This is a genomic window from Bacillus sp. FF-1 (assembly GCF_028548245.1).
GTDB lineage: Bacteria > Bacillota > Bacilli > Bacillales > Bacillaceae_G > Bacillus_A > Bacillus_A paranthracis.
This window is the reverse complement of record NZ_JAQQGG010000011.1, coordinates 93,540-115,468: the sequence shown is the minus strand read 5'-3', so window position 1 is coordinate 115,468 and position 21,929 is coordinate 93,540. Positions and strand designations below refer to the sequence as shown.

General features: G+C 30.3%; 19 protein-coding genes and 2 pseudogenes. 14 read left to right on the top strand and 7 right to left on the bottom strand.

The annotated features are described in order from the left end of the window. Positions 1–130 precede the first annotated feature (130 nt). The 6 genes from mntA (at position 131) to PQF83_RS25870 (ending at position 4,234) form a co-directional block, all read left to right on the top strand. Positions 131–538 carry a type VII toxin-antitoxin system MntA family adenylyltransferase antitoxin gene (gene mntA, locus PQF83_RS25895; protein ID WP_000577223.1) on the top strand — a complete coding sequence of 136 codons (408 nt, stop codon included), beginning with the start codon at positions 131–133 and terminating at the stop codon, positions 536–538. Beyond that, complete coding sequence (gene hepT / locus PQF83_RS25890) at positions 528–941, top strand: type VII toxin-antitoxin system HepT family RNase toxin (RefSeq protein ID WP_046647635.1); 414 nt, start codon at positions 528–530, stop codon at positions 939–941. The genes mntA and hepT overlap by 11 nt, the downstream gene beginning before the upstream one ends. 431 nt (positions 942–1,372) lie before the next feature. Beyond that, positions 1,373–1,783 (top strand): hypothetical protein, encoded by a 411-nt coding sequence (locus PQF83_RS25885; RefSeq protein WP_046648596.1) that lies wholly within the window; start codon positions 1,373–1,375, stop codon positions 1,781–1,783. Between the two features lie 415 nt (positions 1,784–2,198). Next, entirely contained in the window at positions 2,199–2,834 is a 636-nt protein-coding gene (locus PQF83_RS25880) for a recombinase family protein (protein WP_000681164.1), read from the top strand. Positions 2,835–2,856: 22 nt separating this feature from the next. Further along, positions 2,857–3,081 (top strand): DUF2187 family protein, encoded by a 225-nt coding sequence (locus PQF83_RS25875; RefSeq protein ID WP_000683046.1) that lies wholly within the window; start codon positions 2,857–2,859, stop codon positions 3,079–3,081. A gap of 280 nt (positions 3,082–3,361) precedes the next feature. Beyond that, complete coding sequence (locus tag PQF83_RS25870; protein WP_046648599.1) at positions 3,362–4,234, top strand: Rpn family recombination-promoting nuclease/putative transposase; 873 nt, start codon at positions 3,362–3,364, stop codon at positions 4,232–4,234. 216 nt (positions 4,235–4,450) lie between these two features. On the opposite strand, the pseudogene PQF83_RS25865 reads toward PQF83_RS25870, so the two are convergent. The 4 genes and pseudogenes from PQF83_RS25865 to PQF83_RS25845 all read right to left on the bottom strand — a co-directional run. Then, positions 4,451–5,008, bottom strand: a pseudogene (locus PQF83_RS25865) (methyl-accepting chemotaxis protein); the annotation flags it as partial. Positions 5,009–5,132: 124 nt separating this feature from the next. After that, the gene (locus PQF83_RS25860; protein ID WP_046648601.1) at positions 5,133–5,411 is read right to left on the bottom strand and encodes an ArsR/SmtB family transcription factor; all 279 of its coding nucleotides are present in this window, start codon (positions 5,409–5,411) and stop codon (positions 5,133–5,135) included. Between the two features lie 1,242 nt (positions 5,412–6,653). Next, complete coding sequence (locus tag PQF83_RS25850) at positions 6,654–7,712, bottom strand: hypothetical protein (protein ID WP_046648603.1); 1,059 nt, start codon at positions 7,710–7,712, stop codon at positions 6,654–6,656. Further along, a complete protein-coding gene (locus PQF83_RS25845; RefSeq protein ID WP_046648605.1) occupies positions 7,706–9,115 on the bottom strand; it encodes a DUF3696 domain-containing protein in 1,410 nt (469 codons plus the stop codon). Before PQF83_RS25845 ends, PQF83_RS25850 begins: the two co-directional genes overlap by 7 nt. Positions 9,116–9,994: 879 nt before the next feature. On the opposite strand from PQF83_RS25845, the gene PQF83_RS25840 reads away from it, so the two are divergent. From PQF83_RS25840 to PQF83_RS25830, 3 genes are all read left to right on the top strand, one after another. Then, a complete protein-coding gene (locus PQF83_RS25840) occupies positions 9,995–10,834 on the top strand; it encodes an abortive infection system antitoxin AbiGi family protein (RefSeq protein ID WP_046648607.1) in 840 nt (279 codons plus the stop codon). Between the two features lie 2 nt (positions 10,835–10,836). Then, the gene (locus PQF83_RS25835) at positions 10,837–12,054 is read left to right on the top strand and encodes an abortive infection system toxin AbiGii family protein (protein WP_046648609.1); all 1,218 of its coding nucleotides are present in this window, start codon (positions 10,837–10,839) and stop codon (positions 12,052–12,054) included. A 726-nt stretch (positions 12,055–12,780) separates the two neighbouring features. Continuing rightward, entirely contained in the window at positions 12,781–13,305 is a 525-nt protein-coding gene (locus tag PQF83_RS25830) for a C40 family peptidase (RefSeq protein ID WP_046648611.1), read from the top strand. A 544-nt stretch (positions 13,306–13,849) separates the two neighbouring features. Here the strand turns inward: PQF83_RS25830 and PQF83_RS25825 are convergent. Both PQF83_RS25825 and PQF83_RS25820 read right to left on the bottom strand, forming a co-directional pair. Continuing rightward, positions 13,850–14,485, bottom strand: coding sequence for a hypothetical protein (locus tag PQF83_RS25825; protein ID WP_000724525.1), 636 nt, complete (start codon positions 14,483–14,485; stop codon positions 13,850–13,852). Between the two features lie 26 nt (positions 14,486–14,511). After that, complete coding sequence (locus PQF83_RS25820) at positions 14,512–15,324, bottom strand: papain-like cysteine protease family protein (RefSeq protein ID WP_046648613.1); 813 nt, start codon at positions 15,322–15,324, stop codon at positions 14,512–14,514. A gap of 580 nt (positions 15,325–15,904) precedes the next feature. Between PQF83_RS25820 and PQF83_RS25815 the strand changes: the two genes are divergently transcribed. From PQF83_RS25815 to PQF83_RS25805, 4 genes and pseudogenes are all read left to right on the top strand, one after another. Next, complete coding sequence (locus tag PQF83_RS25815; RefSeq protein WP_000754399.1) at positions 15,905–17,575, top strand: M4 family metallopeptidase; 1,671 nt, start codon at positions 15,905–15,907, stop codon at positions 17,573–17,575. 134 nt (positions 17,576–17,709) lie between these two features. Then, positions 17,710–18,114: pseudogene (locus PQF83_RS28630) on the top strand (PAS domain-containing protein); the annotation flags it as partial. Further along, positions 18,097–18,540 (top strand): methyl-accepting chemotaxis protein, encoded by a 444-nt coding sequence (locus PQF83_RS28625; protein WP_372586867.1) that lies wholly within the window; start codon positions 18,097–18,099, stop codon positions 18,538–18,540. The pseudogene PQF83_RS28630 and the gene PQF83_RS28625, both read left to right, overlap by 18 nt. 202 nt (positions 18,541–18,742) lie before the next feature. Next, the gene (locus PQF83_RS25805) at positions 18,743–18,958 is read left to right on the top strand and encodes an alpha/beta-type small acid-soluble spore protein (RefSeq protein ID WP_001167047.1); all 216 of its coding nucleotides are present in this window, start codon (positions 18,743–18,745) and stop codon (positions 18,956–18,958) included. Between the two features lie 69 nt (positions 18,959–19,027). On the opposite strand, the gene PQF83_RS25800 is transcribed toward PQF83_RS25805, so the two are convergent. After that, on the bottom strand, positions 19,028–19,447 hold the full coding sequence (locus PQF83_RS25800; protein ID WP_000755782.1) for a hypothetical protein: 420 nt from the start codon (positions 19,445–19,447) through the stop codon (positions 19,028–19,030). A 949-nt stretch (positions 19,448–20,396) separates the two neighbouring features. On the opposite strand from PQF83_RS25800, the gene PQF83_RS25795 reads away from it, so the two are divergent. Continuing rightward, positions 20,397–21,671, top strand: a complete 1,275-nt coding sequence (locus PQF83_RS25795) for a lytic polysaccharide monooxygenase (protein ID WP_046648619.1) — start codon at positions 20,397–20,399, stop codon at positions 21,669–21,671. Positions 21,672–21,929: the final 258 nt, after the last annotated feature.

Below are 21,929 nucleotides of genomic sequence, written 5' to 3'. Positions count from 1 at the left end.
AAACTTCTAATTTTGTGAGGAGTTAAGTACTAAAAAGGCTTAATTTTATTTAAGTATTTGTGGTAGTTTAAAGGACTTATCATTGGTTATGATATAATAAAATTCAAGTATACTAAGGGGGATTAATGAGATGATTTTTCAAAGTATGATAACAGCTATTATAGAAAAATTACAAGAGACGGTGAATCCCTATTGGATAATTGTGTTTGGATCAACGGCTGAGAACAGGGAACGAGAAGATAGTGATATTGATATAGCTTATTTAAGTGACACAACTTTAGGGAACTATGAACGTTTTTTATTAGCACAGGAGTTAGCTAACATTGTTCATAGAGATGTTGATTTAGTTGATTTATCCGAAGCTTCTACAGTTTTTCAAGCTCAGATTATACATACAGGAAAGACAATATTTTGTTCAGATGAAAAACGTAAGGTCATTTTTGAAATGAAAACCTTAAAAATGTATTCAAAATTGAACGAAGAAAGACAGATAGTATTTGATGATATAAAGAAAAGAGGTTCTATATATGAAGAATGAGGTTATTTTAAATAAAATTTCTACAATAGAGCGTTGTATAAAAAGAATCCAAGATGTATATGGAAATAACCCTGAAAATTTAGAGGACTTTACAAAACAAGATTCAATAATATTGAACATACAAAGAGCTTGTGAAGCGAGTATTGATTTAGCAATGCATATTGTTGCAGGGAAAAAATTAGGACTACCCCAATCTAGTCGAGAGGCTTTTGATTTATTGGTTACAGCAGGATTACTTAGCGTTGATCTAGCAAATAAGTTAAAAGCAATGGTTGGATTTCGTAATATTGCTGTTCATGATTATCAAAGTGTAAATTTAGATATTGTTCGTCAAATTATTGAAAAACATTTAACTGATTTTAAACTATTTACGAAAGAAGTAATGGGGATATTGGAATTTTAGGCAAAAGAACAGAATAATAGGACTGAGAAAGAAAGTAATTCTATGATTCCCGAACCAGCTATTGAAACAATTACTTAATTTCGTAAGAAGAAACTTTCGTAAGAAGAAACGCAGTCATAAGATGAATTTGTTTATGTTGTAGCGAGGCTTTGCATGAGATGTGTGTAGTTAATAGTAGGAACAATATCCACATACAATTTTATCAACAAATAAGTAAATATTTTTAAAACTAATTTTTATACATATAATGTATACCAAAAACAAAAAAGTTTCCTCACGGAAACTTTTTTGTTTTTGGTAAATTTATAGCGATTAATTAATATACAGTTTTTGAAAAAAATGATGAATCATGTCAAATCATCTTCATTTACACGAACATGAACGTAGTATAAAAATGAAGCATATCCAAAATAATTAAAGGGGCTGGAAAAATGATTAAAAAACTTATTATTGGTTCTATTGCTTTAGGCACAACAATAGGAGTGAGCAAACCTACATTTGCTGCTACAATACATTCTCCATCACAGTTTAAAGAAATTCAAAATGTTCATGTGCAATCCCTACACTCCCCACGGCAGTATTTAGGGCAAACTTCAAGGGAACTTCAAATTAAAAGTAAGGATCCAAAAGTACTAGCTTTTGAACTAGCAAAAGAAGCGCCATTTTATGAAGAAGAATTAGTAGACATATGTTCGGTAATTTTAGATGCAAATGTAGACGTTATATATTGGACAAGTAAGGAATGGGTTAGATTTGAAGAAGGAAATTATGAATTTAAACATGAAATTAAAATTTTTAGAGATAAAGAACGTCAGCAATTAATTACTGCACTAGAATCTTAGAACTTTTACAAAAAAGAAGCTATTTTTAGTATGCTATTCTACCCTCATAGTAGATAGGAAAAAGAAAACACATTAACCTATTTATTGTCGAAAATAAATTGCGATTATAATAGCAATTGTATTCCCAAAAGCAATGTGTCAAATGGATTTTAACATACCTGTAACGGTATTGTTATCAATAAAGTATGCACGGAATTACAAATGGTTGTTTAGAATATTAGAAAAAGTTTAACTGATAAAACCCATTGATCTCAGTATGTCTACATGAGATCAACGGGTTTTTATTATTATGTATTCGAAGATATGGAAAGTATTTTGTGTGTCTATAAAGTTTGGTTTTGAATTTTACGGATGTCTGTATATTACATAAACATTTACAGATGTTTTTGTTATAATTATTTATGAGGTGTATGAAATGAAACACAAAACATTTGGATATGTACGAGTTTCCAGTAAAGATCAAAATGAGGAACGACAAATTCGAAATATGAAAGATTTAGGAATAGAAGATCGAGATATTTTTATCGATAAACAATCTAGTAGAAATATGCAACGCGAAAATTATCAAATGTTAAAACGTCTTGCTCGTACAGGTGATACCATTGTATTTGATTCTTTAACTAGACTAGGAAGAAGCATGAATGATGTCCTCGAGGAATTCAGATACTATGAAAAGCATGAGATTAATTTACAATTTATAAAAGAACCATTCATTAATGTAAATTACACAGGTAAGAGTACAAATGATGTTATTCAAAGTGCTATTCAGAAAGCAACGCTTACCATTTTATCTGCTTTTGCAGAAAAAGAACGGCATGATATTAAACAGCGACAAGCGGAGGGTATTGCTCTAGCTAAAAGGCAAGGTAAACGGTTAGGACGTCCTCCAGTAGAAATTACAGCCGAATTTATTGAAGCCTATAAAGAATGGAAGTCTGGTGGTATTACAGCAGTAGGAGTCATGAAGAAATATGGTATCAAACGTTCTTCGTTTTACAAACTTGCTAAGCAGTATGAAGAAACAAAACATAAAAATCTACTGAATGATTAATGATAATTTAGGAGGTTATTATATGAAACATACAGCAAAAGTAAAAATTGGTGATTGCGTTCAATTTTCTTATCGTAAGAATCCTTCCTTGCAATTAACTGGATATGTGGTAAGAGTTTTAACGAATACCATTGTTGTAGAGGTTTCAGATATGATGGAAGAGGAGTTAATTGATGCTAGACAGGTAGTAAAGCATGGGCGTTATCATAAGATAGCCCGTAAACAAGTAAAAAGTAAAGTTTCATGAAAAACACTCTTAAAGAAATCTAGAAGCAACTTTTCAAATGTCATATACTGTCTTGAATACATTTATGTATTGGCATTTTTGTTCGTATTTTGTATACTAAACGTGAGTTTTCCTTACGTAGGCAATCTTTCAATTTCTATGAAAGCCAACTAATCTGTTAATTATGTATGGTAGCAAATAAGCTCTTATGTCCACAGATATAAGAGCTTATTTGCATATGTATCACTCTTTTATGTACAATGAAAGAAAAACATCATATGAGATGGGGAGAGGAAAACCCATGTCCAACAAACAATTAGTGAATTTACGCATTGATTTTGCTTTTAAACAATTATTTGGCACAAGTGGAAATGAAGATATTCTCATTGCTTTTTTAAATGCGATGTTACAAGAATCTTTAGAATCACCCATTGTTTCGTTACAACTAGAAGATCCACACTTGCACCGAGAACATGAAGAGGATAAATTATCGATTTTAGATATTTCCGCTACATTAGATACAGGAACAAAGGTAAATGTAGAAATACAGCTGAATAACAATCATGACATGATTAAGAGAAGTTTGTATTACTGGGGAAGGCTATATACATCCCAACTACAAAAGGGAATGCCATATAGTTCTCTTCACAAAACCATTACGATTAATTTATTAAACTTTGTAATGTTTCCAGAATATGAAGCATTTCATACAACAGGAATCTTATGGAATCGGCAACAACAAAAGAAGTTAAGTGATGATATTGAAGTTCATATTGTGGAGATTCCAAAACTCATGCAACAGTGGCGGAATGAACAAGTTAATCCCTGGGAAGATTCTTTTGTTCGTTGGTTGTTATTACTTCCAGCGAATGAGGATGAACAATTAACTCAAACATTGGAGGATATTGCGATGAACCAAGACCCTATTTTACAAAAAGCGATGAATAAATGGGAACGTATGAGTCAAGATTCTTCTTTCCGACAAGCGTATGAAGCAAGGGAGAAAGCGTTGATGGATGAAGCCGCAAAGTTTGCTTATGCAGAACAAAAAGGGATTGAAAAAGGGAAAATGCAACTTATTCGTGGTATGCATAAAAACGGAATGCCAATAGAAGATATTGCAAAGTTTACAAATTTACGTATAGAAGAAATACGAAATATTTTACAAGCCTAAATAATTAAAAGTAACAACTACAAATACTTGTAGGTATTATTTTTTAGTGACCGCCACCAGGAAGTATAGTTAATGTTTGAAAAGATTTGAACTACTCCTACTTTCACTTCGTTTTACAAAAAAGAAGGGCCAAGGTTGAAAATAGATAAATCATAATAAAAAACTACAGGTCTGTAATTGATTAAGAACCTGTAGTTTTTTTATGTTTATCCTATTTTATTTTCCATTTTTTTGCGTTTCAATAATAAATTTTGAAACTAATTCTGATAATGCTTCTACTTTTTCTTTTATGTTGTTAGATTGATTTGATACTTCCTCAATTGATGCCGCTTGTGATTGGATTGACTGTACAGTTTGAGTGGTTTCTTTAGCTATTTGTGTTGCAGTTTCAGAAACACTTGATATAGAAGCATTAACTTCTTCTGTACCAGCAGACATTTCTTCTGTTGCTGCAGATACCTCTTGAATTTGGCTAGTGATTTTATTAATAGCCACCATAATAGATGAGAATGCTTGATCTGCTTGATAAGCAGCTTCTTTTCCTTCTGTAGCCTTTTGTTGACCTTTTTGCATGACATTCACCGTATCTTTTGTATCTGTTTGAATCAATTGTATTAAATGATTAATTTCATTTGCGGATTCTTTCGACTTCTCTGCTAAATTCCTTACTTCGGCTGCAACTACTGCAAACCCTTTTCCATTTTCTCCAGCACGCGCAGCTTCAATAGCAGCGTTTAATGCGAGAAGATTGGTTTGTTTGGCAATGTTAGTGATAGGTTCTTCCAGTTAATTTTTCATTAGAGAAGATTTGAATAATTGTACCTACTTTTATTGTATTTCCCACAAATTTCTCCTCCGCACTTAAATATGATAATTACTATTTTGTTGATTATTATAATCATTTGATTTTTTGTCCTAATAGCACCTCTATAAGGGTATTTATTCTTTTATCTTGCACACTATAATAAGTTTCGTATCCCTTTCTATTGCTAGCTAGTATTTTTTGTGATTTCATTACGGCTAGATGTTGAGATGTGGTAGACTGTGGCCTTTCTAAAAAGTCTGCTATTTGATTTACATTGCATGGACCTCTTTTAGTAAGTTCTATTATTATTTTGATTCTTATTGAATGTGATATTGCCTTTAAAAGGGTAGCGTTTTCTTTGTAAATAGACATTTAAATTTTTCTCCCTAACGTGTATTTCTATTGCTGTTTAAATAAAAAATATAAAACTATATATAATGATTAATAACTTTATAAAAATATATTATAGAATGTTAACATTTTTATAAGTGAAATTGTGCTTGCCCTTTATCAAGTAGAGGATGAAAAAGCGTTGGTATTGTAAAGTAAGAGCGAATTTTAATAATTACTTCAAGGTATTTACTGATTCCTTTTCTATAAATAAAGAGAGGTCTTAAACCTTAAAGAACTTTTAATTTAACACCTATAAAATATGGTTATAAAACAAAATCCAACTATAAGGATAATGGATATTGTAATAAATTGATTGTAGTATCTTTGCAATTATTGTATTTATTTGAGGGGAATAGTCTTTTTTGTTTTCTTATGTAAATTACGTGAATCACCAACGGTTTATTTGGTAAACATGGGATGAAATATAGCTGTTTGATTGCAATTTCATCCTGGAATTGAAGTTTCTTAATGGATTAGACGATTGCTTTCAAAGATGAAAAGCCCATGTCAATGAAGGTATTGAAGAAATATATTTCTTATCATCTTGAGGAGAATGTTGCAGAAACATTTTATAAATTTGCTCTCATTGAATTTTAAACATACAGGTAGAAAAACAAATAAAAGGGTTACTTTATAAAGGTGCTCAACAAAAATAAACGTTTATAAAATTATTTATATCACCTTTATAAATTTGATATTTCAATGTTTCATGAATATGGACCCATCGTTTGTAAAGGTATACCTTTACAAACGTAGGGGTGTAATAAAATTTCGTGGGATTTAATTTATAATTTAATTAGAATGAAAGAACAAAAGTATCCTTTATAAAAGAGATGAGCAAATTGATCTATTATAAAAGTTCATTAGTTTTAGATAAATTAAGATTCAATTGTTTGAAAAAGGTTTTGTAAGTAGTTGGTTTATTTGGCAGGATTATTAGATATCAAATCAATTATATATTTTATGACTAAAAATAAATTTTTAACTAATTTTTCAAGTTAATATTTTAATAGGTTTCGTTTTGGAAATATTTCAATGGTATTTTCTTTATATAATGGAATAGGGGACGAGAGGAATACCAAAATAATTTTTACTACTACTGAAAAAGAACTTGTAGCAATTTATACAAGTTCTTTTTGGTGTTCAGATTTAGTATGAATAATCAGTTTACATAACTATATATCAGAAATTTATATAGTGATTGATATATAAAGAGTAAATTTAGGCAAATTGAATAATTTTTTTGGTTAGTTCTTTTAATTCATTCTTATCATCTCTAGATAGTAATTCTGCTGGGCTTTTTACGTAGTGAAAAGCTTTCCAAACCTGCTCGCCAAATCCATCTACAATACTACTTTTACCTGAAACGGTTGCTGCTACCTCTTCAGTTCCTTGTATATTGAGATCACACCAAATTGGTAATTTACAATTTCGAAGCGTTAACCCCTTTTTCATGTCAAAATAATCTTTACATTGATCAGGAAAGGAAAAATAAACATGTTCTAAAATACGATTTTCTTGCTCAAGATATTCCTCTAAAGCTTTATCAGGTAAGTAATTTTCCATTTCTCGCTTATTTAGGATATGTAATATATAACCATGACTTTCACAAATACGTTTAATTTTATTAATGTATCTTTCTTTTGATGGGGTGTTATATGTACTAGGAGGAGAAATAATATCACTATCTATTATACAAATGGTCCTATGTTTTCCATTTATACTTTGGGCAACTTTTGATAAATCACTTCCCCCACCATGTACAAACTCAATCCATAATTTATTCGATCTGCTTTCTCCTAAAAGTTCTAAACATTTCTCTATAAAAAGTCTATCGGATTCTACATTTTCTAAAACTATTTTTAATGGTTGTCCTAGAAAATCCCATACAGTATCTATAGTTATTAACTCATATCTAATCCCATTTAAAATAACAGTATACCTATGACCATTTAAATATTTAAACACTTGTACTCCTGAAATTGTACCAATTTGGCTTTCAATAAGAGTATTTAATTCTTCTACACTTGAATATACCTGAACTATTGTCTTATCTTCATGTTGTTTTGATTTATAAAGAGTATTTTGTACTACCTGTTTTGTTATATAGTCTCTATAGCTTTCTAAAGCAGTTGTTTCGAAAAGTGTTAAATCGTCTTTATCATCAATAAACCATTCATGCTTTCCTGATTCAAAGTAACAAAAAAGGAACTTTATAATTTGTTTTACTCTTTCATCACCTATTTTTGACATTAATTCATTTGGAAGGTTTATCACCATGGTATTTTGCTGCCTCCCTGTTTCTCATGTAAAGAACTCCTAAGTTTTAAGACTTCATTGTAATCTTCTTCAAAAAATCCCTCTGGCCAGTTAGATATATTTCCAAATTCATCGATTTTCAATTTTCTTATTATATTATGATTTTTGCTTTTTAATTTTTCTGTATAATAAATTGCAACTTCTTCAGGATTAATTTTTCCTTCTACTATATATCTTCTCAATCTTATAATCATATGTTCACTGTGTGTCTCAACTAAAAATTTGTTTTTAAAACCATAATTTTCCCTAGTTCCTTCAATAAATAGGTCAATTAGGCAAGCTTGAGCAGAGGGATGTAAATGTAATTCTGGTTGTTCTATTATATGTAATTTTGCTAAACTACGCTTGGCATCATAGGATGTTTTAGACTGGTGTAAAAAAGTTTGTACAACAATAGGAATTAATTGAGATAGGCCGTGTCCAACATCGATTAAATTGTTTTTTTGACCAGTTATTTCATCCGTTACCATCAGCCGAAATAAATCAGTTCTGCCGCCATATTCACTTCCTATTAAATCTTCGACATCTATTCTATGGTTTAAATTTTTACTCAGCCAATTTGATACCTGATTAATTAATTGCTTTCCTTTCCTTATATCCTGTCCAAGGATGGCAGGAGCAAACTCTCCGTCATGTCCAACATAGTTAACAGCATTTTCTCTATATCTATAAGAACGTTCAGGGGTTTTTCTAAATGGACCAATATAAAAAATATTACTTGCATAAAAGTTTAGATATCGTATTAATTCCATAAACAAATAGCGGAAAGCCATAACTTGTTCATCGTCATCATCTTTAACATCTAAAGGTAATATTTTGAAATCTGGAATGAATTTATCAAATACAAACTTTTCTGCTTTGATTTTAAAGCTAGTTTGAATTATTCCTTTCACTTCATAAGACTCTGAATCTCCTATTAAATTTAAAGAGAATACTTCACCATGGTTTATATCTATATCGGAAAGGATAAATTTTTTGATTTTTAATACTCCGTATTCGTCCTGTAAAATACAAACATTAAGTTTAAATTTTTCTAAACCAGAAAAAAACCTTAAAAACCTGTTGCGTACATATGGAGAAAAACGATTAAGTTCTTTACGATCAATAATTAATTCAAACTCTATGGATTCATTTCGGTCATGCTCAAATACCACATCTTCAAAGTTTCCATAATCTATTGTTTTTCCATATAATAACAAAGGTGCCATAGAGTCATCTAGAAATGTTTGTTTTAGTACTAATGGAAACCGCATAATACTACTTTTTCCAGAGCTATTTTGTCCTATTATAAATGTTAAAGGTTTTAGTTCTATTTCCTCACTATCAATAAAACCCTTTATACGTTTTAATCTGAAACGTTCCATTCAAAGTTCCCCCTTATACATTGATTAGAAAAAGACTAGTAGTAAATTCATTCCAATTATATCTTAAACAGACCTTAATTTTATACAATTTTTCAATATGTAATTTATAAAATTAATATATACGAGAATTTAATTCATTTTTGTTTTGAGGAGGAATCAATTTCTTGATTTGATGGTGGTGTAAATGCAACCCTTAATTGAATTTTTAAAATAGCCAAAGCCCCCATTACTCATATACGATAAAGTATCTATGAAAGTAGGTGCTTTTTTCTTTGTTATATAGAAATTATACATTAATTCATATTTGGAATACTTTAAAAAGAAAAGGTGATGACGGAAGTAGAGACGGTTTGATATCCTCATGATTAATAGTTACGTTTAACTATATGTACATTACAAATATAAATATTATTCTTAAATATAGATAAATATCTTTCTGCAAGACTGCAACATTCTTCTTTACTTACCCATGTATACATTTTTACGTATTTATTATGGTATCAAAGTTGATTTAAAACGGTTTATATAAAATCAATAAATGAGATTTTTAGAGGAAGGGCAGATCTTTATTTATTGATTCACATAATTTTCAAACATTAAAACTCTAGACGTTAATATTTGTTATATAATGGAATCAATATGGTTTCCCCGTTATGAATAATGAGATAATTTATGTGTTCCGTGTATTCGTTTTAAAGCAAAAAGAACTTGTAGTGATTTCTACAAGTTCTTTTTGTTTTTCTTATTGTATTAGAAAAAAGCCCTTTAAATATAGCAGAAACAATAATAAAGTATTTATTTCTTGTTTGCTATGTAAAATGATAATAAGTGGGTTTAATATTAAAGATGAAATATTTTATAGAAATGAGATGAAGTCGAATGAGTGAAACAAGTATACATATTGAACTTGAACAAAAACCTGAAACCAAGGAGGAGACTTCTTATATTAGGCCATTACAAAGTGCAAATGTTTTGTTTAAGTTTATGAATAGAATAGAATTTCTTAAAGATATTTTATTGAAAAAGGCTATTTTACCTCGATATTACGAAGAAAAAATAGGTTACTTGGAAATTGAAGAATTGGAAAAAATTGCATTTCCTATGAGCTGTTTTTGCGATATTCATTTAAACAAACTTGTACCACATATGGTGAATTACGGTTCGTATGGGATTGGTTTGAGTAAAGAGTGGGGTATAAGACAGGGAATTCAGCCAATCCATTATATTAATAAACACTCAAATTTACGTAAAGATTTTAGTATTATTCTTAGTAAAGCCATTAATGATTCACCAGAAAAAAGTGATGAAAACAATGATTATAATAATTATTTGTTACATGATTTATTGTATATGAAGCCTCTTGATGGAGAAATGCCAACAAATAATCACCGAGAAATAGCTATAAGGAATTTTCATGATGAAAAAGAATGGAGATATATACCTAATATTGAGCAGGTAGAAACAGAATTACCTTTAATTATTAGTCAAGAGCAGATGAACCCAAAAAGTTATTTTACTTATTCACAAGCTATTGCCCAATGTCCTGATTTATGGTTGAATTTTGAATTTGAGCACATTAAACATATTATTGTTAGCAAAGAGAGCGAGAGAAGTGAACTTATAGAGTTTGTCGTCCAAAACAATATTGGTGAAACTTACGAGCAATACATATTATTCTCTAAAATAATTGTTTTTGATGAATTAAGAGAGGACTGGTAAAAATGTTTGCTAATTTTAACAAAGCTTTATTAAACAATAATCAAAAGGATACAAAAATACCGAAAGAAGTATTGGGTTCATTAAACGAGAAACTTCCTAATGACTTAGTTTATGTTGAAATAGAAGATAGGAAAGGTGTAGTTGCACTAACATCAAATAGTTCATCTATGGAATTTGGTGGACTTAGTTTCGATTTAAACAATGATGTATTTGCAGAGTTCAAACCTTCAAATGTTAAAGAAGTTTTGGAGTTTCTATATAGAACTCAGCGTAAATATACAATTAGTAAAGACGCTAATGAGTATATAACTATAAATGGTAATAAGTTTAAAATAGATGAAGTAATTAAAGATCCTTTCAAAGAAAATGAAATAGGGAAATATGACATAACTATTTATCCGCAACCTTTTCCAGAGCCATTTAAGCTGTCTTTTGAAGGAAAAGGAGTAAAGAAAGATATTACTTTCAAAAGACAACCTTTTGCTGATATGCACAAAGTACTATTTAAAAATATTGATAATGAAACTTTCAGTATTTCTTATGTTTTAGATGAGAGAGAGAAACATCTAAAATTCAATTTTAGTCTAAATCTTGAAAATACAAAAACAGTTGAGGAAACAGTTGAAGCACTAAAATTATATTATGCATTCGTTTCAGGTGATATTAAACTTAATGGGTCTGAACTTAATGAATATGCGATTAAAGAAACAGAGAAAACCTCTGTTTTGGAGACGATAAAGTTTTGGGAAAAAGTTTTGGAGTTACAAAGGAGATTGAGGGTTACTTTTATCCCTAAGTCAAAACTTGAAATAGAAGATATAGTATTGATTGAAAAGTTGTACCGGACTTTAATTGAAGAAAAACCCTATAAAGAATATATAAATATCAGTGAATTAACTTTGACAGGTACTAATGATGTTGAGAAGTTATTAGGGCAGAGTGGTTTATCTATGTCATTTCATCAACATGATAATGTTAAAGTATTTGGGGTTAATTTAGACTTGTATAGCATTATCTGTTACTTTGATTTTAAAGTGACTGATATAAAATCTTCGGAAATAAATAAAGCTGATGTTAGTAAAAGTATTTTGGTGGTTGAACCAGTAGAAGGAAGAAAAACTTATCAATCATCTATTCATTTTTCTACTGAGCAAGAGCTTAAAGATTATGAATTGAATAATACCGAATTACAATATGCTGAAGAAATAATAATCAATTAAATTATAAAAAAATTTTATTAAAAAAAAGCATCATTGGGAGATAAACAATAGTAATTGTAACTTCTTTAACAACCAGGTACGATTATACAATAACACTACAGAAACGACTATATTGTTTTATATTTAAGTATAATGAAGAGTTCACATCAAAAATTAAATGAATTTAGTATAGCCCCGTTTTAAAAATCAGAACGGGGTTATACGTGCTTTAGATTTTTAAGATAATCGGATTCATTTTCCAAGTAACATTTCTGGTACGCTATTAAAAGGTACACCTTTTAGAACGTATTTAATATTTGTAAATTGAAAAATGAGTTTTACAAAACATACAAAATGTTAAACTCATAAGAACCAGCGATATCATATAATTTTCTTTGGTATTAATGGTTTTTTTCGCTATAAAATGAAAAGAATAAGATTATCAGCTTTACAAAATAAGTTTATAGTTAAGGTAAGTTTTATATAAAATAATTCTCTTTATTTCTCAATTGATATTAGAATATTCGCATTATGTATTTTTTGTACTTTTATTGCATAAATCATTAATCTAATCTCATAATGTATTGAAAAAACAAAGACATTAAAATTAAATATTAATAAAAATACAAAACGTAAAAAATATGTAGAATACTGTCTAATTTATTATATTTTCTCCTCTTTATATAACAATTAATCTATTAGGTGATAAGAATAAAATCTTACAATAGATTATAGGGGGAGAAATTTATGAAGAAAATTTTAGTTGGTGCAATAACAATAGGAGTTATACTAGGATCTGGTAGTAGTTTTGCTGCTGCAGATGAACTTGATAGCATTTCTAAAAATGAAAATACAATTCAATCAATATCTGCTTCAACCACAAAATCAATAACTACGAATCAATTTAATAAAATTTATGCAGCCATGAAAAAATATGAAGGCACACCATATAAATATGGTGGGAATAGTCCTAAAACTGGATTTGATTGTTCGGGGTTAATGCAATGGGGATATGGGACACAAGGGATTAAATTGCCACGTACAGCACAAGATCAATATAATAAAACTACACGTATCGCTAGAAGTGCTCTCCAACCAGGAGATTTAGTTTTCTTTAAAGGAACAGTTTCAGGCAAGTCAGGTATCACTCACGTTGGTATGTATATTGGCAACAACAAGTTTTATAATGCTAGTAATTCTGGAGTTGGTGAAGCTAGTTTAAATAGTTCTTATTGGAGTAAATATATTGCAGGATACGGTCGAGTTAAATAAAAATATAAGATTTAATAAAAAGAACTGAAGTTCATTTTGACTTCAGTTCTTTTTGATAATCATTTGCTTTAAACTATCAATCTTCAATAATTTATTAAATTTTTCATCTCAGAGTGGAGAAAAATTATAAGACAAGAGAAGCAATAAAATAAAATTGGTGTATCTGTATGAATAGTTCTTTACAAAGGAAAAAAGTTAAAATCGCTTCAATATGCCATATAAGAAAGTAAAAGCTGCTTCACAAAAAAAGCCCTTTCCATTGCTACAAAGCAATAGAAAGGGGGAAGTATGATGAGTGATCGTATTGGTGAAGGGTATAAATAATGATATGCTTTCAAAAATATTTTAGCATGTTCATAAAAGAAATGAAGGAGGAAATTTAACTTGATGAAAACCTATAGAATACTTTGTAAAATTAGTTTTTTGCAGTCTTCTTTAAGGGTTTCGTTTTTTTTATGTCAGCTACTGTTTTAACTACTTTACTAACAGTATTTTAATAAAGAAATTTCTTCCTAAATGAGACCCTGTTGTCCCTTCATCAATCTTATTGTTGAGATAAGAGAATTCTTTCCTTCATTTTTAAAATGATTTCATCAGAATTAATTTTTTTGGCTGATGGAACTCCTAAAATAGCAGAAGCCCCCTCACTGGCATATACTTCTTCTCCATTTTCGTGAGAAACAATAAATAACCCTTGTCCTTCAAATTCAATATATATAATTTTTTTAATTTGTTTTACATTTGTTTGTATAGACCTATAGATTTCATATAAATCTTTACTACGTTTTTCTCCCCCCATACGTATAGGCTCTTGTTCATTTGTAAAAATTAATCCCTCTGGATTGTTTCTATTTAAAATAAACCATAATTTTTCATCTGTGGGCAATAAATATTCAGATAGCTTTTTGGAGTCATTATTTATAATGTTTTGTTGTTGTATTTCATAAACATGGAAAAAAAATGTGGATATTTCTAAAGTTGAATTAGACGTAAAATTATGATTTTGATAAAGTTGCTTGCCGTCTTTTAATAGAGCACTTTTACTATTTTGATAATCTTTTAGTGCTATCTTTTCAGGTGACTCTTTAGAATTATCTGTTGCTTGAGCAATTTTATTCATACTTATTAATGCAATACTTAAAAATACGCCTAAAATTATAGTTCTCGTTATTTTTTTCATAAACTTATTTTCCTCCTTATTTTCATTTAATATCCTCTACTAATACCTTGAACTGTTTCATTCCACCAAAATCTATCGTTATTTTTAAATGATTCAAAGTTATGTTGATAATGATCTCCATACCAAGGATCCATATAGGTAATATAGTTCATATTATTCATACCTTTAAAATAACCATCTAACACAAGAAAATGACCAATATTCCCTCCGTTTTTCCAATTAATTAGTGTAATCATTGGTTTATTGCTATTAATTTGGCTTCTAAACTCATCATAAGAAAGAGTTCCTCTATTAATTGTTGAAGTTAAACCAAAATAAATAAGGCCATTTTGTATTTCTCTAGAAGTAGCTGGATAATTGTATAAGCCTCCCTTTACATATCCTACAAATTGCTGTTGTGTAGTTGGTTGCCCAAAATAGTTTAAAACAGATACTGAAGTACCTGCCCAACACCAATTAGACTGCTGTTGTTTAATGTTAGGAACATTTAGTTTAATAGTTGTTGTAGAATTAGGTGGATTTCCATTTATAAATGCCGAAGCAACATATGCTTTTTTCCCGTTTTTAAAAAAATAAAACCAGCGATTATCTATACTTCCAGTCCAATAATCTTTTAAACCCTCTCCATATTCCCAACCATTGAAGTAAACGGTTTGATTTCCTTGAAGAACATCTATTATATTTCCAGTCGAATCTTTATTATCGCGCACATTTACCCCGATAGGAGCAGTTACACCTGAAAATTCAACTTCTTCGGCAAACACATCATTGACATTAGTAAAATTCCACAGAGATAAAATAAATACAACTATAATTAAAATTCTTTGTGCAAGCTTCATCTTCTCACATCCTCATATGATATGTTGAAAAAACTATTAAAACGAAAAATTAAGTTACTTAACTTTTTAAAATTTCAAGTACACACTACTTTTTTATAACCCATGATGTAACGCCCCTTTCATTTTATTTCTATACTATTTTAATTTATTCTAATATCCACATAATTCCTCTTGAAATTCTAATATGTAAAAAATATGACACAATTAAAATTTGGTTCTCGAATGCTCCCTAGCTAGCAAATAGGAGCATAAAATGTGAGACAGGTAGTCAAATATGGCTGTTATAAGAAAATAGTAGATAGAAAAGGAATCAATCAATAATAAATCATAAAAATACCCCTAGAGAAATCGCAGGCGTTTTTTATAGATGAAGTCTTCAAAAACATACCTTTAACTCATTTTTTAGAAATCTACCTTCCGTTCATTAGTTCCAATATTCTGAGTTTGTTTTAGAAATAGACACCACTTTATTTATATAAATATGCAATTATTCATATTTATATAAATATTTTAAAAGTAATTGTATATTTAAGTTTGTAATTATACTTTTTATTTGACTTATATTGAAGGGGGAAGATGTATGAAAAAAACTGTTATTACATTACTTGCTGCAGGAACAATGTTAGGTGCGCCTTTTTCAACTGCATTTGCAGAAGAACAAGCATCCCAAAAAGAAGTAATGGATAAAATGGAAGTGCAACAAAAGAATTGGAATGAGGAACAAGGAAGTCCATCATTTCTTTCAGGTGAATTATCTGATAAAAAGGTAGAAACTCAAAAAGCAGTGAAAGAGTTTCTTGAAGAAAATAAAGAACTATTTAAGGTAAATCCACAAACGGATCTGACACTGAAAGAAGTGAAATCGGATGATTTAGGTATGAAACATTATGTTTATACAAGGTCTGTAAATAAGGTGCCTGTTGATGGTGCACAATTCATTGTTCATACAGATAAAGAGGGCAAGGTAAAAACAGTAAATGGAGATGTTCATCCGGCTGCTGCAGAAAGTTTAAAAGGTGATACAGAAGCAAAGATTACAAAAGAAACAGCGCTTTCAAATGCTTGGAAACATATTAAACTTACAAAAAATGATACATTAGTAAAAGTAGATGGAAACACATTAGACCAGGTAAAAGAAAACTTAGATTCTACAAATGAAAAAGCGGACTTAGTTGTATATGAAAAAGACGGAAAGTATTATCTAACGTTTAAAGTGCAACTGCAATTTATTAAACCTTATGGAGCTAACTGGCAAATTTATGTGAATGCAGAAGATGGATCAATCATAGATTCATATAATGCAGTTACAGACGCAGATAGCGCTCAAAAAGGATATGGATATGGAGTATTAGGGGATCGAAAAGAACTGAATACAACATTTGATAGTGTACAGAAAAAATACTATTTAAAAGACACAACAAAGCCTATGAATGGAGGCTATATTGAAACATTTACGGTAAATCATAGTGATGCAGATTATCCAGTTAACTATCGTCTACTGGATAATGATAATGCTTGGATAAATAAAGATCAAGGACCTGCGGTCGATGCTCATTATAATGCTGGAAAAGTCTATGACTACTATAAAAATATTCACAATCGTAACAGTTTTGATGGAAAAGGAAAAACAATTCGCTCTGGTGTAAATTATGGAGTAAATGTAAATAATGCATTTTGGAATGGGCAGCAAATGGTTTATGGAGATGGTGATGGGCGCATATTCTCTCCACTTTCAGGTTCCCTTGATGTTGTTGCGCATGAATTAACTCACGCTGTGACACAGTATTCAGCTGATCTTCGTTATGTAAATCAATCAGGTGCATTAAATGAATCTTTCTCTGATGTATTTGGATATTTTGTTGATCCAACAAATTGGGATTTAGGAGAAGCTGTATATACGCCTGGTATTTCTGGAGATGCACTTCGCAGTTTATCAAATCCTGAAAAATATGGCCAACCTTCTCATATGAGGGATTATCAATACCTTCCTGCAACTGAAGAAGGCGATAACGGTGGGGTACATATTAATAGTGGTATTCCGAATAAGGCTGCATATCTGACAATCAATGCTATTGGTAAAGAGAAAGCAGAAAAGATCTATTATCGCGCGTTAACAACATATTTAACACCAACAAGTGATTTTAAACAAGCTCGTACAGCTTTATTACAATCCGCAGCTGATTATGATGGCTATGGTAGTGCAACCTATAAAGCAGTAGAAAATGCTTGGAATCAAGTGGGCGTAAAGTAAATTAAAATTCGTTTATAATATTTTTATGTTTTTAACATTTAAATCATAAAAGGACCTATGTCTTGTTAATACAAGTAGGTCCTTTTATTGTATTAATTATATTTATTAAATGTTATAATATGTGTAAACGATAAATGGAGGTTATTATGAATCTTTCATCAAGTGTAAGCAATCAGGTACTAGATCAAACAATGATTTTGGTTGGACTGGAATCCAATTTAGCAATGATAGAATTTAATTTAGATACAGAGGTAATTTGGGTAAATGATCATTTTGCACAAGCTTTAGGTTATACAATCAGTGAAATGAAGAACATGGTACATAAACAATTTTGTCCCCATAGTTTTATAAATAGTAGAGAATATAATCAGTTATGGGAGAATTTAAAAAAGGGAATTAAGTTTCAAAAGAAAATTCAAAGAGTTGGTAAAAAAGGCGATTTAACTTGGTTTGAGGCTACCTATATTCCAATTAAAAATGAACAAGGGGTAGTAGATGCTGTACTAAAAATTGCAACGGATATTACAAATCGTGAAAATCAAACAAGAGAAGTTGTTTCACATTTAAAGAATTTATCTATAGATTTAGGAAGTAAAGTCGACATTAATTCTAAGGAAAATATGAAAGCTCTACAATCTTTAAAAGAACAGATTAACTTAGTAAGTGAAATTGCTCAAATGATTAAGGAAATTTCTTCCCAAACTAATATTTTATCTTTAAATGCAGCAATTGAAGCGGCAAGAGTAGGAGAACATGGACGTGGATTTGCAGTAGTAGCAGAAGAGGTAAGAAGATTGGCAAGTAATGTTGATGGTGCAATAAAAAAAATAAATTTAAATGTAGAGAGTATCACAAATGGTGTAACCATTGTTAGGAATGTGACTGAAAAATTACAAAGAGAAGTGATTAATAATCAAATTGAAATTAGTAATACTATGGAAAAGTTCGAAAATATTGTGGGGTGAATATAAGCATAAAGAACTATCTTTTGAAGTTAAGCTATAAATTATACATAAAAAAGAAAGGCATGTCTTACATGCCTTTCAAGTGATTACTATTTTCTAAAGAGGGATGAAAGCTTAGGTATATAATGGCTAAATAATTTTTTTGCATATTTTGTTGGTAATAGAGCATGATATTACCAAATTCAACGGAGGTGTTTAAAAAATGCAAATTCGCGAAAATAATAATTCAAACGAAATTTTAATAGCAGCTGCAGCAAGTGCAATTGAACAAATGAAATATGAAATTGCTCAGGAGTTTGGTGTTACACTTGGACCGGATTCAACAGCAAGAGCAAATGGTTCAGTAGGTGGAGAAATTACAAAACGTTTAGTTCGTATGGCGCAAGAGCAGTTATCTGGTCAATATAAAATTCACTAAAGTTAAAGGTATATCCCATTCAAGGGATATACCTTTTTAATTTGCTTTTAAAGAGGGCTGTTCAATTTTTTATTGTTGGTTTAGTTTAGATACTGCAAATTTAGCTGTGAAATTCATTTTCTTCATGTAAGAAGAATTTACTCCTGCTTGAAATTGAACGGAAATATTACCATCTTTTTGTGCTTTGAAGACGCGACCGTATGGTGAATTAGCATTGTATGTGCCAATTACTTGATTATCTGCATCAAAGACTGTATAAGAAATTGGGAACCCTGAATTTTGTACAAAGACTGTAAGCTCTTCCCCTTTATTAAGATTAAATGATTCTTTTTGAGAAACTTCATAGGAACTCATAGAGTAATATTTTGTAACTTCTTGAATATCTAAATTTGTAGTTGCCGCACTCGCTTTAGGTGCCTCTGCTCCTGGTAAGTTCATACCTGATAGTACTGCAATTCCTAATGCCCCTGCTAAAATAACTTTTTTCATAATGCTAGTTCCTCCTTTAATATACTGTGAGATTTGAAACCGGAGTGAAAATATCACTCCTTGAAACCATTATAGTTACAACGAGAATGATTTTCAATGAGATTTGATATGTAATTCTGCATACATAAGGTGTCGATATAGGGTAATCTATCCGAAGTTTAAAGTATTCTTAAAGAAGGAGAGGACAATTTTTCAAAACTATGAATGAGATGGTGGCTGGTTTTTATATACGTTGGTTCTATAAGTAAATATTTTGTTGTTTTCTATCGTGCATTGTATATAATGTAAATAAACACTCAAATGTTGATAAAGTTGTATAATATGGAATTATTAAACAAAATTAAATGATTATATGCTATAATAAAGCTGCAATAAGGTTCAACATCCTAATCTTATTGTGTATATTTAACCTATGTATGTCGTTTGTATAAAAAATAAGAAGTCTCTCAAAAAGAGGCTTCTTATTTTTTTGATAGAGGGGGAATACGGATGATGGATTATTATCAAATTTTTTTATTTACGATGGCATGTATTGCCTTGTTTTTTTATATACTACATGCTGGGAAACCAACAAAAAGAAATAAATGGAAATTTATTGGTGTAATATTTTTATTTTTCCTTTTAAATTATTTATTTCTTAAATTCCTATAGGTAAATGTAAGAGGAAATATGTTTGTTGCTCTAAAATTACAGTAAGAAGAACTTTTAAGACAAAAGAGAGCTACAGGAAAAAGTCCAATAACTGTCATAATTTTTGTGCGAGTTTAATAAATTGATATGCGATAATTTAACTATAGGGTTATTTGAATGTGATAAAGGTAAATGAATAATTGAGTATGAAATTATAAGGTTTTGTATTCAATTGTTAATTTTAGTTATACGTGTTTAGCCTTCACTTACATTCATGCTCTTAATATAGTAAGAAATTCAATAGGAGGGGACTAGTAGTATGAATAAAAAAATTTTAGGGCAGTTTAGAAAAATGGCTACAAATAAAAAAGGATTAAGTGCTGCTGCAGTAGCAGTGGGAATTATGAGTACAACTCTTATTCCTCAAAATGCCTATGCACATGGGTTTGTTGAAAAGCCAGGTAGCCGTGCAGCTTTATGCAGTCAAAATTATGGGGCGCTAAATTCAAATTGTGGAAATATAATGTATGAACCACAAAGTTTAGAAGCTCCTAAAGGATTCCCACAGGGTGGACCAGCAGACGGGAAAATTGCTTCAGCAGGAGGCCTGTTTGGTGGGATTCTTGATCAACAAACAGCTGATCGATGGTTTAAGAATACGATTAAAGGCGGAGAAAACACCTTTACTTGGAAATACACAGCTCCTCATTCAACAAGTCAATGGCACTATTACATCACGAAAAAGGGATGGAATCCAAATAAACCTTTAACAAGAGCAGATTTTGAGCCAATTGGTACTGTAAAACACGATGGTTCTAAAGCATCTAATAATTTATCACATAAAATCAATGTACCAACTGATCGCAGTGGGTACCATGTTATTTTAGCTGTTTGGGATGTAGCTGATACTGTAAACGCTTTCTATAATGTAATCGATGTGAATCTAATAAATGATGAAAAACCAGATACAGAAGCACCAGCTCAGCCATCTGGACTACAAGTAGTAAAAACTACCTCAAATAGTGTAGAACTTAATTGGAAACCCGCAACAGACAATGTAGGAGTGAAAGAATATCAAGTGCTACGTAATGGAGAACTAATTAATACTGTAGTCGGTACAAGTGTAATTGATAAAAAATTAAACCCAAACACAGAATATACGTATACAGTAAGAGCAGTAGATGCTGCAGGAAATATATCTGAGAAAAGTGAAGCATTAGTTATTAAAACAACAGAGGAAAAACCAGATACAGAAGCACCAACTCAACCTAAAGGATTACACAGTATGGGAACTACTACGAGTAGTATTGATTTAATGTGGAGTCCATCGGAGGATAATGTAGATGTGAGCCATTATATTGTATACAGAGAAGTTGGAGGGGCCATGAAAGAAATAGGTACTGCTAATACAACTTCATTTATGGACAAAGATTTGCAAGCGAATACAGTATATAAGTATGTAGTATCTGCTGTCGATACATCTGGTAATGAATCAATGAAAAGTGATGCCATCACAGTTACAACAAAAGGACAAGAAAACTCTTATGAACAATGGAATGCGCGTAAAGCGATAGGTGCGTGGATTGAAATGTGACGGATATAGAGACAGGTGAAAAAACAAAAAGTCGCACCTTATATAGGTGTGTGTGGATTGAAATCTTAAAGAATACTATGAAATTGAAAGAAGTACTGTCGCACCTTATATAGGTGCGTGAATTGAGATCGCTAGTGCTAAACGTCTAAAGGAATTGTATGGGAGTCACACCTTTAGTAGGTGTTTGGATTGAAATTGATAAGACACTTGATAGTATTTTATTAAGCCTTAACGCATTACCCATATACTATTTGACTA